Raw genomic sequence first — 12,780 nt, 5'->3', positions numbered from 1 at the left:
CCCCCGGCCCACCTGCTGACGCCCCCTCGCGAACCACCGATACGGAGACACCCCCATGAGCGCCTACACCGCGCTGAGCCAGGCCGGATACCGGGCCTACACCCGCGACCGCACCACCCTCTTCTTCACCTTCGCCTTCCCGCTGATCTTCCTGGTCGTCTTCGGGCTGATCTTCCACGGCCAGACCGTCGAGGAGAGCGGCAAGCCCTACATCAACTACATCGCGCCCGGCGTCCTCTCCTGGGGCGTCGGCAACGCCGCCGTCTTCGGCGTCGGCTTCGTCCTCATGCAGTGGCGGCGCGACGACATCCTCCGGCTGATCCGGATGACGCCCACACCCGTCTCCGCCGTCCTCGCCTCGCGCTACGTGCTGGCGCTCGGCATCGGGGCCGTCCAGGCGGTGCTCTTCGTCGCCGTGGCCCTGCTGCCCTCCTTCGGGCTCCAGCTGGACGGCCGCTGGCCGCTCGCCGTGCCCGTCCTGGTGCTCGGCATCACCGCGTTCCTCGCGCTCGGCGTCATCGTCGGCAGCTACGCGAAGACCCCGGAGGCGGTCGCCGCGATCGCCAACTGCCTGATGATTCCCATGGCGTTCCTCTCCGGTTCGTTCTTCCCGCTCGACGCCATGCCCGGCTGGATGCAGAGCCTCTCCCGGGTCCTGCCGCTGCGCTACCTCAACGACGGGGTCTCCGGCGCGCTGACCGGCGGCGGCACCCTGTCGGACATCGGCGTCGCCTGCGCGGTGCTCGCCGGATTCGCCCTCGTCCTCGGCGCGGTGGCGCTGAAGACCTTCCGCTGGAGCGACAAGTCATGACGACGGTCACCGCCACGACCCCGCTGGACCGGGCGCGCGTCCGGCTCCAGGACGCCCTGGCCGCCCGCCACGCCCGCACGGGCTCCGGCAGCGGCCTGCCCGCGCCGTACGTCGTCCCGCTCGGGGCCGCCGACACCCTCGGCTTCGGCCACCCGGACCCGTACGCCGACACCCGCCCGGCCGCCAACGTCCAGCTCACCTCCCGGGCCGTGCTGATCGGCCCCTGGGGCGGCGGGCCCTCGGACGCCGCGTGCGGGCAGTGCCTGGCGATGCGGTGGCAGCGGCTGCGCAGCCGGTCGGAGCGGGAGGCGCTGGAGCTGGGCCACGAGCCGCGGGGCGCGGAGCGGTGGCCGGTGCTCACGGAGTACGCGGTGGACGCGGTCTGGGCGGCGTACGGCGCGGTGCTGCGGGGCGCGGCCGGGGGAAGCGGCCCCGGTGGGCCCGACGGCCGGGTCTCCCACCCCGACGCCACCCCCGCCGACCGGGCGCTCCCGCAGGTCACCCGCATCGACCTGGTCACCCTCGCCACGGCCACCTTCCCGCTGCTCCCCGAACCCCTCTGCCCCGCCTGCGTCTCCGAGGTCCCCGACACGGCGCAGGCCGCCCGGATGGCGCTCGCCGCCACCCCCAAGCCGGCCCCCGGCACCTACCGCGTCCGCACCCTCGACTCCTACCCCCTGCCGACCGCCGCGCTCGCCAACCCCGTCTGCGGGGCGCTCGGTTCGGACATCTGGATCAACCCCGCCTCCACCACCACCGCACCCGTCGCCGGATCCCACTTCGTGCGCGGCTACGCGGGCCTCAACGACGTCACCTGGAGCGGCCAGGCCAACCGGTACGCCACCAGCCGCACCCTCGCCTACCTGGAGGGCCTGGAGCGGTACGCGGGCACCCACCGCAGGCGCGGCACCTCCCCGGTCACCGAGAGCCACACCGTCCTCGCCGCGCAGCCCGGCACCCGGGTCCTGAACCCCGCCGACTGCGGTCTCTACGCCCCCGAGACCTACGCCTCCGACCGCCTGGTCAGCCCCTTCGACCCGGACCGGGCCATCCCCTGGGTCTGGGCCCACTCCCTGCGCGACGACGCCCCGATCCTGGTCCCGGCCCGGCTCGCCCACTACAGCGCCGGGGTCGACGCCGACAACTTCGTCTTCGAGTGCTCCAACGGCTGCGCCACCGGCGGGAGTCTGGAGGAGGCGATCCTCTTCGGCCTCCTCGAACTGGTCGAGCGGGACGCCTTCCTCCTCGCCTGGTACGGCCGCGCCCGCCTCGCCGCCATCGACCTCGCCACGGCCACCACGCCCGCCGTCCGCTCGATGCTCGACCGGGCCGCCCTGCACGGCTACGACGTGCACGCCTTCGATACGCGGATGGACCTGGCCGCCCCCGTCGTCACCGCCCTCGCGGTCCGGCGCGACGGCGGCCCCGGCACGCTCTCCTTCAGCGCGGCGGCGGGCTTCGACCCGGCCGAGACGGTGGAGTCGGCTCTCTCCGAAGTCCTCACCTACATCCCGCACCTGCCCTACCAGGTGACCGAGCGCCGCACCGAACTGGAGGCGATGGAGCGGGACTTCACCAAGGTGCTGCACCTCAAGGACCACGCCCAGCTCTACGGGCTGCCGTCGATGGCCCGGCACGCGGCGGAGTACCTGGAGCCCGTCGCCGTACTCCCGCTGGAGGAGGCGTTCGCCGACTGGGAGCCGCTGCGCCCGCGCACCGGCGACCTGCTGGACGATCTGCGGTGTCTGCGCGACCAGCTGACGGCGGCCGGGTACGACGTCATCGCCGTCGACCAGACCACCCCCGAGCAGCGCCGGATGGGCCTGCACACCGTCTCCGCCATCGTCCCGGGCCTGCTCCCGCTCGACTTCGGCTGGAGCAGGCAGCGGGCGCTGCGCATGCCCCGGCTGCGGACCGCGCTGCGGGCGGCCGGGCGGCGGGCCGACGACCTGCCGGAGGCGGAGATCAAGGCCGCCCCGCACCCGTTCCCATGACCGCACCCGCGCCCCGGACCGGGCCCGCGCCGCACCACGTACGGCAGCCCCCTCCGACCGACGGAGGGGGCTGGCGTGCGCGCGCCGGGAAGAGGGTGTCAGGCGCTGCAGGAGGTGGTGCTGGTGGTGCTGGAGCAGGTGGAGGTCGAGGAGCAGGACGTGGAACCGGCCAGCACGACCTCGGACGCGTCGGAGTAGTCCGAGATCTCGAAGGTCTCCGACTCCAGCTCCAGGATCTCGTCGGCGAGGGTGGTCAGCTCGGTCTTGGGGGCCATGGTGTTCTCCCTGGTCTCGTGGGGACCGGCCGGCCACTCCGGCCCGGTGTCCCCGTCCTGGACCCATTGGAGCGGCGGCCGCTGTCAGATCGGCCGCGCTTTCGCTGTCACTTCGCTGGCACCCGGTGACAGCGGGACGGCAGGGCCCCTGACAGCCCGACGGATCAAGCTCGTTGAGCAGAGATGAGGTGCGAAGTGGTCGCAGCGGCGAGAACGGCGAAGGACACGGACGGCGCGAACGGCGAGGGGCGTGCGGGCGCGGGCGGCGACGGGCGCGCGGGTCCGGGAGGCATGCCTCCGCCGCGCCCCCTGCTCCACGCCGCCCTGGCGCTCTACCTCGACCTGCACGCCCACCCCGAACTCTCCGGCCACGAGCACCGCACCGCCGGCCTCCTCGCCGCCCGGCTGGCCGAACTCGGTCTCACGGTCACCAGGGCCGTCGGCGGCGGCCACGGCCTCGTCGGCGTCCTGCGCAACGGCCCCGGCCCCACCCTGCTCCTGCGCACCGAACTCGACGCGCTCCCCGTCACCGAGGCCACCGGCCTGCCGTACGCGAGCACCACCCCCGGGGTCATGCACGCCTGCGGCCACGACCTGCACATCGCGGCCCTCACCGGGGCGGTGGCCCTCCTCGCCGCCGACCGGGAGAGCTGGCGCGGCACCCTGCTCGTGGTGGGCCAGCCCGCCGAGGAGACGCTGAGCGGGGCCCGGTCGATGCTGGTGGAAGGGCGGCTGTACGAGCGGTTCGGCACCCCGGACGCGGCCCTCGCCCAGCACACCGCCCCGCTCCCCGCCGGGACCGTCGCCCACGCTCCGGCCGGGGCGCCCCTGATGGCGGGCAGCATCGCGGCCGACGTCACCCTCTACGGCCGGGGCGGCCACGCGGCGACCCCGCACCTCACCGTCGACCCGGTCCTGATGGCCGCCGCCACCGTGCTCGGGCTCCAGCCGGTGGTGGCCCACGCGACCGCCCCCGCCGAGCACGCCGTGCTGACCGTGGGCTCGGTGCAGGCGGGCGAGCGCGGGAACGTCACGCCCGAGACCGCCGAACTCTCCCTCACGGCCAGGGCGTTCACCGACTCCGCCCTCGACCGCCTGCTGGCCGCGGCGACACGCGTCGTACGGGGCCAGGCCGCCGCCGCGGGCGCCCCGCGCGACCCGGACCTCACGGTGACCGTCCGCTCGCCCGCCCTGCACCCCGACCCGGCGCTCACGGCGGCGGTCCGCCGCGCCCACGAGGAGGCGTTCGGCGCGGACCGGGTCCTGGACACCGCCCCCGCGACGGCCACCGAGGACTTCCCGCACTTCGCGGCGGGCGGGGTGGCGACGGCGTACTGGCTGCTCGGCACCACCGGCGTACGGGAGTGGCGCGCGGCCCGCTCCGGGGGCGCCCCCGTGGAACCGAACCACGCCCCCGGCTTCGCCCCCGACGTCCGGACGGCGCTCCCGGCGGGCATCACGGCGCTGGCGACCGCCGCCCGGCAGGTGCTGGCCCCGGGACCGGACGGCGGCGGGGAGGACCCGTGGAGCCCCGTAGCCCACGGTCACGTCCGGGAGGCGGGCTCATGACGCCCGCGCGGGGCGGGGTCGCCGCTGTCGTCCTCGTACGCCGGGACCGGGCCGCCCCGACCGGCTGGACCACCGTCGTACGGCTCCTGGGGCTGCTCCCCGGCCACTGGTCCTGCCACTCGGAGGTGGGCCAGGACCGGGTGGTGCTGCGGGTCGAGCTGGCGGGGGCGACGGACGCCCCGGCGGTGCGGCGGGCGGTCTCCTGCGTCCTGGCGGACACGGCACTGCGGGGGTGGACGGAGGAGTTCTGACGGCGCCGCTCCGAGGGCCGTCGGACCCACTCCCGTAACAGGACCTGCCCCGGCAGCGGCCCCGCTCCCGTGCAGGACCTGCCCCGGCAGCGGACCCGCTCCCGTGCAGGACCTGCCCCGGCAGCGGACCCATTCCCGTAAGGACCTGCCCCCGCAGAGCACCCGACCCCGTAAGGACCCGCCCCCGCAGAGCACCCGCCCCGGTAGCAGGCCCCCGTGATCGGGCCCCGTACCGGACGCGTCAGATCCAGCCCCGCTCCCGGGCGAGCAGCGCGGCCTGGGCGCGGCTGGCGGCGCCCAGGGTCTGCATCAGCTCGGCGACATGGCGGCGGTAGGTCCGCACCGACACGCCCAGCTCCCGGGCCCCGGCCTCGTCCTTGCCGACCGTGCACATCGCCACCAGGACCCGCCGCTCCATGGCGGAGAGCCCGTCGCGCGCCGGCCCGCCCCCGCCGTCGGCCGTGGGCAGCTCGTGGGCCTGGTCCCAGATCCGTTCGAAGAGCGCGATGATGTTGGAGACGAGACCGCTGCGGTGGGCCAGCAGCGCGCCCCGGGAGGTGTCGCGGGGGTCCAGCGGGACGAGGGCGGCCCGGCGGTCGTAGACGAGGAGCCGTTCGGTGGTGTCGGCGGTGACCCGGATGCACGCCCCGTGCTCGGACAGCTCCCGCAGATAGGCGGCGGTGGGCGGGTCCTGGAGGGCGACGGCGGAGACGACGTTGCGGATCTTGACCCCCCGTCTCAGACAGCGCAGGTCCAGCGGTCTGGAGCGGGCGATGTTCTCCGGGGAGAGCCGGGTGTACGGCTCCACGGAGAGGATCTCGTCCCGGGCGAAGAAGGCGAGGTCGTCGATCCGGTTGCGGATCTGGGCCAGCCCCTCCAGCTGCTCGATGCCCTGCGGAGGCGGTGTGCGGGCCCCCTGCTCCGCGCGTAGACCATCAATGACGTGCCGCGACCTGGTGACGCGCTGCAGCTCCTGGTGGAGTGCGTGGAGCCGCAGGTCGATCAGACGGGAGAGGGCGGTCTCGGGGTCCTCGGGGGCGATCCGGCGGCCGTCGTCCTCCACGCGCAGCAGCCCCAGCTCCCGCAGCCGGTCGATCCGGACGCGGGCCTGGCCGGGCTCGGTGTGCAGGAGGAGGTGGAGGTCGTCGGCGGCGGTGGAGGGGTTGCGCAGGAAGTGGCGGTAGATCTCCTCCTCGGCGCCGGAGACTCCGAAAACCGCCATCTCGTTCTCGCCCACGTACGCCCCCGATACCCGATACCTGGTGTCCGCTTGAGTCCGTGCACCGCGGGGGATCGCCCTGCGGTTGCCGGTCGCCGCCCGCTGTGGCGGCCGGTGGAACTGTTCGTGCGCCGGTGGATCCTTCGGAAACCGTTCGTGCCATGGTCGGCCACAGACTAGACGCTGGGATCACTCCTGTGAGGACCCCGGACGGAACTGTGTGCCGTACGGAGATGAACGGTGGGCGACTGGCGACGAGCGGTGCTGGTGGAGCGACGGACGGACGGGGAGGGGTACCGCGGGTACCCGAGAGGGGCGGCCTTCCGGACGGCGTGAACCGGTCATGGACGGACGCCCCGCACCCGACACCCGTAGAGACTCCCCACGCCTCCGCCCCGGTATGCGTCCTGGACGACGCCCCGCCACCCGCCGCCCCCGCCGGGGACCACCGCCCGCGCGGGCCCGCATACCGGCCACCCTCCGGCTTGCGGGAGCGACTGTCACCACCGGGTCGTAGTCTGGAACCCCCGGCTCGTCCCACGTGTCGGGCTCTTCGCGTTGCCCCCCGGCCGCGGCAGCCGGCTGCCGCGGCCCCACCCGAACACCTCGTGCACACCTGAACACCTCAAGACCCGGACGGATGCCCCTATGAGCCTGCACGGTCTGCTGGATGTCGTCGTGACGGACCCGGCGATCGCCGAGGCGGTCAAGGCCGCCGCCGACGGCCACCGTACGCATGTCGACCTGGTGGGTCCGCCCGGCGCCCGGCCCTTCGCCGTGGCCGCGCTGGCCCGGCAGACCGGCCGGACCGTGCTGGCCGTCACCGCGACCGGCCGGGAGGCCGAGGACCTGGCCGCCGCCCTGCGGACGCTGCTGCCGCCGGACACGGTGGCGGAGTTCCCGTCCTGGGAGACCCTGCCGCACGAGCGCCTCTCGCCGCGCTCGGACACCGTGGGCCGCCGCCTCGCCGTGCTGCGCAGGCTGGCGCACCCGCGCGAGGACGACCCGGAGACGGGCCCGGTCTCCGTCGTCGTGGCGCCGATCCGTTCCGTACTGCAACCGCAGGTCAAGGGGCTGGGGGAGCTGGAGCCGGTCTCGCTGACCAGCGGGCAGAGCGCGGACCTGGGCGAGGTGGTGGAGGCGCTGGCGGCCGCCGCGTACTCCCGGGTGGAGCTGGTGGAGAAGCGGGGCGAGTTCGCCGTACGGGGCGGGATCCTGGACGTCTTCCCGCCGACCGAGGAGCACCCCCTTCGGGTGGAGTTCTGGGGCGACGACGTGGAGGAGATCCGGTACTTCAAGATCGCCGACCAGCGGTCCCTGGAAGTCGCCGCGCACGGACTGTGGGCGCCCCCCTGCCGTGAGCTGCTGCTGACCGACGGAGTACGGGAGCGGGCCGCCGCCCTCGCCGAGGAGCACCCGGAGCTGGGCGAGCTGCTCGGCAAGATCGCGGAGGGCATCGCGGTCGAGGGCATGGAGTCGCTGGCCCCGGTGCTGGTGGACGACATGGAGCTGCTGCTCGACGTGCTGCCGAAGGGCGCGATGGCGCTGGTCTGCGACCCGGAGCGGGTGCGGACGCGGGCGGCGGACCTGGTGGCGACGAGCCAGGAGTTCCTGACGGCGTCGTGGGCGGCGAGCGCGGGCGGGGGCGAGGCCCCGATCGACGTGGGCGCGGCCTCGCTGCGGAGCATCGCGGACGTCCGGGACCGGGCCCGTGAGCTGGGGATGATGTGGTGGTCGACCTCCCCGTTCGCGGCGGAGGACGCCGACCTGGACGAGGACACCCTCAAGCTGTCGATGCACGCCCCCGAGGCGTACCGGGGCGACACCGCCCGCGCCCTGGCCGACACCAAGGGGTGGCTGGCCGAGGGCTGGCGCACGGTGTACGTGACGGAGGGCCAGGGGCTCGCCTCCCGTACGGTCGAGGTGCTCGGCGGCGAGGGCATCGCGGCCCGCTTCGTCCCGGACCTGGCCGAGATCGCCCCGTCCGTCGTCCACGTCTCCTGCGGCGCGCTCGACCAGGGTTTCGTGGACCCGGCTCTGAAGCTGGCGGTGCTCACCGAGACCGACCTGACCGGCCAGCGCACGGCCACCAAGGACCTCGGCCGGATGCCGGCCCGGCGCCGGAAGACGATCGACCCGCTGACGCTGGAGGCGGGCGACTACATCGTCCACGAGCAGCACGGCGTGGGCCGGTACGTGGAGATGGTGCAGCGCACGGTCCAGGGCGCGACCCGCGAATACCTGCTGGTCGAGTACGCCCCCGCCAAGCGCGGCCAGCCCGGCGACCGGCTCTACATCCCGACCGACCAGCTGGAGCAGGTCACCAAGTACGTCGGCGGCGAGGCCCCGACCCTGCACCGGCTCGGCGGCGCCGACTGGACGAAGACCAAGCAGCGGGCGAAGAAGGCGGTCAAGGAGATCGCCGCCGACCTGATCAAGCTGTACTCGGCCCGGATGGCGGCCCCCGGCCACTCCTTCGCCCCCGACACCCCGTGGCAGCGGGAGCTGGAGGACGCGTTCCCGTACGCGGAGACGCCCGACCAGCTCTCCACCATCGCCGAGGTCAAGGAGGACATGGAGAAGACGGTCCCGATGGACCGGCTGATCTGCGGTGACGTCGGCTACGGCAAGACGGAGATCGCGGTGCGGGCCGCGTTCAAGGCGGTCCAGGACGGCAAGCAGGTGGCGGTGCTCGTCCCCACCACGCTCCTGGTCCAGCAGCACTACGGCACGTTCACCGAGCGCTACTCCCAATTCCCGGTCAACGTCCGCGCGCTGAGCCGCTTCCAGTCCGAAACGGAATCAAAAGCGACCCTCGAAGGCCTGCGGGACGGCTCGGTCGACCTGGTCATCGGCACGCACCGCCTCTTCTCCTCCGAGACGAAGTTCAAGGACCTCGGCCTGGTCATCGTGGACGAGGAGCAGCGGTTCGGCGTCGAGCACAAGGAGCAGCTGAAGAAGCTCCGCGCCAACGTGGACGTCCTCACCATGTCCGCGACGCCCATCCCCCGTACGCTCGAAATGGCGGTCACCGGCATCCGCGAGATGTCCACGATCACCACCCCGCCGGAGGAGCGCCACCCGGTGCTCACCTTCGTCGGCCCGTACGAGGAGAAGCAGATCGGCGCGGCGATCCGCCGTGAACTCCTGCGCGAGGGCCAGGCGTTCTACATCCACAACCGGGTCGAGTCGATCGACCGGGCCGCCGCCCGGCTGCGCGAGATCGTCCCCGAGGCGCGGATCGCGACGGCCCACGGGCAGATGTCCGAACAGGCCCTGGAACAGGTGGTGGTGGACTTCTGGGAGAAGAAGTTCGACGTCCTGGTCTCCACGACGATCGTCGAGTCCGGCATCGACATCTCCAACGCCAACACCCTGATCGTGGAGCGCGGCGACAACTTCGGTCTCTCCCAGCTCCACCAGCTGCGCGGCCGGGTGGGCCGAGGCCGGGACCGGGGCTATGCCTACTTCCTCTACCCGCCCGAGAAGCCCCTGACGGAGACCGCCCACGAGCGCCTGGCGACGATCGCCCAGCACACGGAGATGGGCGCGGGCATGTACGTGGCGATGAAGGACCTGGAGATCCGGGGCGCGGGCAACCTGCTGGGCGGCGAGCAGTCCGGCCACATCGCGGGCGTCGGCTTCGACCTGTACATCCGCATGGTGGGCGAGGCAGTCGCCGACTACCGGGCCCAGATGGACGGCTCGGTCGAGGAGGAGCCCCCGCTGGAGGTCAAGATCGAGCTCCCGGTCGACGCGCACGTCCCGCACGACTACGCCCCCGGCGAGCGCCTCCGCCTCCAGGCGTACCGCGCGATCGCCCAGGCCACCTCGGAGGACGACATCCGAGCGGTCCGCGAGGAACTCACCGACCGCTACGGCCCGTTGCCCGAACCGGTCGAGAACCTCCTCCTGGTCGCCGGCCTCCGCATGCTGGCCCGCGCCTGCGGAGTGGGCGAGATCGTCCTCCAGGGCTCCAACATCCGCTTCGCCCCCGTGGAGCTGCGCGAGTCCCAGGAACTCCGCCTCAAGCGCCTCCACCCCAAGACGGTCATCAAGCCCGCCGCCCACCAGATCCTGGTCCCGCGCCCGACCACGGGCAGGATCGGCGGCAAGCCGGTGGTGGGCCGCGAACTGCTGTCGTGGACGGGCGAGTTCCTGGCGACGATCCTGGGGTCGTAGGGCCGGTGGAGTTCCGGTCCACCGCGCCCCGCCGGGCTGAACCGGCGGGGTGCGGTGCGTTTCCGTCTCCGTCGCTAGGGCACTGCGGGCCGCTTGAACGCGGCCCAGACCGTTTTGCCCACGGTGTGGTCGTCGATGCCGAAGTCCGAGGCGAGTTCACTGACGAGGAACAGGCCGCGCCCGGAGCAACTGCTCTCGTCGGCATCCTGGACAACCGGTCGGCCGTCACCGCTGTCGCGGACCTCCAGCCGCACGAAGTCGTCAGTCAGTTCGAGCCGAACGGCGAATTCCCGTCTCGGTGGGGCGCCGTGGAGCAGGGCGTTGGTGGCCGGCTCGGAGACGCAGAGCTGTATGTCATCGATCAGGGCGGTGAGCTGCCACCCGGTGAGGGCGTTGGCGACGAATTCCCGGGAGGCGTGGACGGAGGGGCGCCGTCGAGGAAAGAGCCGTAACTGAGAGAGACACGGTGGTTCACCGCCTTGCTCGTGGATGACAACGAGAGGGCCGTACTGCTATTCGCGAAAGCAGGCAAGGTGCTCTCTGGGGTGTTCGACGGAGTCGCCTACCGTGTGCAGCGGCGTGGTCCGAACGGTGAAGGAGGAGCCATGGGTGAGGGCGAGATGGTCAGTGCGTCCGCTCGCTACCTGGCGCCGTCCGCCCCAGGCGATGCCTGGGGCGCCGAGGCGGCGGCGGCAGGACGGCGGGGTACACAGAAGGTGGTGCGCGCCGGTGAAGTGGCCGCCCCGGACCGGGTGGCCGACCTGCTCGGAGTGGAGCGGGGCGGGCAGGTCGTCGAGCGGTGCCGGATCATGTATCTCGACGGTGAGCCCTGCGAGTTGACCGACACCTACTACCCCGTGGGCATCGCCCGGGGCACAGGGCTGGCGGGCACGGCGAAGATCCGTGGCGGAGCCGTCCGGCTGCTCGCGGAACTCGGTCACGTCGGCACCCTGGCGCAGGAGGACGTGGTGGCCCGCACGCCGTCCGGGAGCGAGCGGGCGGCCCTGTCGCTGAAGGACGGCGAGCCGGTCCTCGAACTGACCCGGCTCACCCTGGACGCGGCCGGCCGGCCGATCCAGGCCGACGTGATGGTGATGCCTTCCCGGGGCCAGAGACTGCGGTACGAGATCAGGATCGGATGACGGTGCGCGGACCCGAGACGGAAGAGGCGGACGGCCGCCCGCTGCACGAGCGGATCGCGGCCGATCTGCGGGACGACATCATGTCCGGGGAACTGGCTCCGGGGGACAGTCTTCCCTCCACCGCACAGCTGAAGGAGAGGTTCGGCGCGGCGAACGCCACGGTCCAGAAGGCTGTGCAGCGCCTCAAGAGCGAGCAGTTGGTGGTCGGACGGGCAGGCTCTTCGGTGACCGTACGCGAACACCGCCAGCGCACGATACGGCCCGCCGCGTACATGGCGCCGTCACCATCGGGCGAGCCCTACCGCTGGCTGACCGAGGCGGCGAACTCCGGCGCCCGTGCCCGCAGCACACTGCTGGACGTCACCGAGGCAGTCCCTCCGGCGGATGTGGCCGACGCGCTCGGGCTCCGGCCGGGCGGTACGGCCATCCTCCGTCGCCAACTGCTGTCGATCGACGACGAGCCCGCCGAACTCGTGTCGTCCTACTACCCGCTGGACATCGCCGAAGGTACGGCCATCACCGAGCGCCGCCGGATCCCGGGAGGCACGCCCACCCTCCTGGCCTCCCTGGGCCACCCGCCCCGGCTCAGCGTGGACCGGGTCTCGGCGCGTGTCGCCACCCAGGAGCAGTACAGCCTCCTCCGCCTCCCCGGCGACCTGCCGGTCCTGCGCACCCTGCGCGTGGTGTTCAGCGACCACGACCGGCCCATCGAGGCCACGGTGATGGTCAAGGCGGGGCATCTGTACGAGGTGCAGTACGAGTTCACCCCGGGGTGACCAGCACCCTCACGGATCCGCCGGCCGGAGGTGTCGGTACGGGCCGGCGGAGTGTCCGAAGGCTGAAGGCGAAGCGGCGAACGGGACAACGGGCCCGAGCCTTCCTGACCCTGGGTCCATCCGGCCCGTTCGCCGGTGGGCTGCCGGAGGGGGTCACCCCTCCGCGGCGGTCTCCCGGATCAGCGGTTCGAACTCCCGCCGTACGTAGACGTCGAACGGGGCCGACAGGGCGCCGTCGATCACCCGCCGCACCCGGTGCCGCGCCGCGAGTTCCTTGATCGTGGCGCGGGAGTCCGGACCCACACCCCCGCCGATGATCAGCACCCCGAACTCCTCGGTCTCCAGCAGCTTCCGGGTCTCCTCGTCGGTGCTCACCCCCTCCGCGTCGAAACCGTCCTCGCGCAGCGTGGCCAGCACAGCTGCCACCCTGGCGGGCGTCCTTCCCAGCACCAGCGTCCTCATGGCCGTTCCTTCCGGGGGTACGTCCCAACACGTCGACAGGGGCACCCCGACCCTAGAAGCTCAACCCGACTTGAGGTCAACCATAGGATTCGCGTGTCC

At 73.1% G+C, this 12,780-nt stretch carries 11 protein-coding genes; 7 read left to right on the top strand and 4 right to left on the bottom strand.

What is annotated here, in order from left to right:
- Positions 1-55 precede the first annotated feature (55 nt).
- Together ACQ9ZG_RS12310 and ACQ9ZG_RS12305 are read left to right on the top strand one after the other, a co-directional pair.
- Positions 56-811 carry an ABC transporter permease gene (locus tag ACQ9ZG_RS12310; protein WP_028417604.1) on the top strand — a complete coding sequence of 252 codons (756 nt, stop codon included), beginning with the start codon at positions 56-58 and terminating at the stop codon, positions 809-811.
- Positions 808-2,805 carry a TOMM precursor leader peptide-binding protein gene (locus ACQ9ZG_RS12305; protein ID WP_499280471.1) on the top strand — a complete coding sequence of 666 codons (1,998 nt, stop codon included), beginning with the start codon at positions 808-810 and terminating at the stop codon, positions 2,803-2,805. Before ACQ9ZG_RS12310 ends, ACQ9ZG_RS12305 begins: the two co-directional genes overlap by 4 nt.
- A 98-nt stretch (positions 2,806-2,903) precedes the next feature.
- Here the strand turns inward: ACQ9ZG_RS12305 and ACQ9ZG_RS12300 are convergent, their stop codons facing one another.
- A complete protein-coding gene (locus ACQ9ZG_RS12300; protein ID WP_018492818.1) occupies positions 2,904-3,080 on the bottom strand; it encodes a thiazolylpeptide-type bacteriocin in 177 nt (58 codons plus the stop codon).
- 291 nt (positions 3,081-3,371) lie between these two features.
- On the opposite strand from ACQ9ZG_RS12300, the gene ACQ9ZG_RS12295 reads away from it, so the two are divergent.
- Both ACQ9ZG_RS12295 and ACQ9ZG_RS12290 read left to right on the top strand, forming a co-directional pair.
- Entirely contained in the window at positions 3,372-4,649 is a 1,278-nt protein-coding gene (locus ACQ9ZG_RS12295) for an amidohydrolase (RefSeq protein ID WP_499280469.1), read from the top strand.
- Positions 4,646-4,900, top strand: a complete 255-nt coding sequence (locus tag ACQ9ZG_RS12290; RefSeq protein WP_018492820.1) for a hypothetical protein — start codon at positions 4,646-4,648, stop codon at positions 4,898-4,900. The genes ACQ9ZG_RS12295 and ACQ9ZG_RS12290 overlap by 4 nt, the downstream gene beginning before the upstream one ends.
- A 241-nt stretch (positions 4,901-5,141) precedes the next feature.
- Here the strand turns inward: ACQ9ZG_RS12290 and ACQ9ZG_RS12285 are convergent, their stop codons facing one another.
- The gene (locus ACQ9ZG_RS12285; protein WP_028417606.1) at positions 5,142-6,137 is read right to left on the bottom strand and encodes a helix-turn-helix transcriptional regulator; all 996 of its coding nucleotides are present in this window, start codon (positions 6,135-6,137) and stop codon (positions 5,142-5,144) included.
- Positions 6,138-6,767: 630 nt separating this feature from the next.
- Here ACQ9ZG_RS12285 and mfd point away from each other — a divergent pair.
- Positions 6,768-10,301: a transcription-repair coupling factor gene (mfd, locus tag ACQ9ZG_RS12280; RefSeq protein WP_499280467.1), complete on the top strand. Its 3,534-nt coding sequence runs from the start codon at positions 6,768-6,770 to the stop codon at positions 10,299-10,301.
- A gap of 74 nt (positions 10,302-10,375) precedes the next feature.
- Here mfd and ACQ9ZG_RS12275 read toward each other — a convergent pair whose 3' ends face one another.
- The gene (locus ACQ9ZG_RS12275) at positions 10,376-10,792 is read right to left on the bottom strand and encodes an ATP-binding protein (RefSeq protein WP_109914951.1); all 417 of its coding nucleotides are present in this window, start codon (positions 10,790-10,792) and stop codon (positions 10,376-10,378) included.
- A gap of 114 nt (positions 10,793-10,906) precedes the next feature.
- On the opposite strand from ACQ9ZG_RS12275, the gene ACQ9ZG_RS12270 reads away from it, so the two are divergent.
- Entirely contained in the window at positions 10,907-11,443 is a 537-nt protein-coding gene (locus ACQ9ZG_RS12270; RefSeq protein WP_109914952.1) for a GntR family transcriptional regulator, read from the top strand.
- Positions 11,440-12,219: a GntR family transcriptional regulator gene (locus tag ACQ9ZG_RS12265; RefSeq protein ID WP_109914953.1), complete on the top strand. Its 780-nt coding sequence runs from the start codon at positions 11,440-11,442 to the stop codon at positions 12,217-12,219. Before ACQ9ZG_RS12270 ends, ACQ9ZG_RS12265 begins: the two co-directional genes overlap by 4 nt.
- 153 nt (positions 12,220-12,372) lie before the next feature.
- Here the strand turns inward: ACQ9ZG_RS12265 and ACQ9ZG_RS12260 are convergent, their stop codons facing one another.
- Positions 12,373-12,681 (bottom strand): hypothetical protein, encoded by a 309-nt coding sequence (locus ACQ9ZG_RS12260; RefSeq protein ID WP_026238377.1) that lies wholly within the window; start codon positions 12,679-12,681, stop codon positions 12,373-12,375.
- Positions 12,682-12,780 lie beyond the last annotated feature (99 nt).

Source organism: Streptomyces araujoniae (assembly GCF_050871195.1).
Classification (GTDB): domain Bacteria; phylum Actinomycetota; class Actinomycetes; order Streptomycetales; family Streptomycetaceae; genus Streptomyces; species Streptomyces bacillaris.
This window is presented reverse-complemented; position numbering and strand designations above follow the sequence as displayed.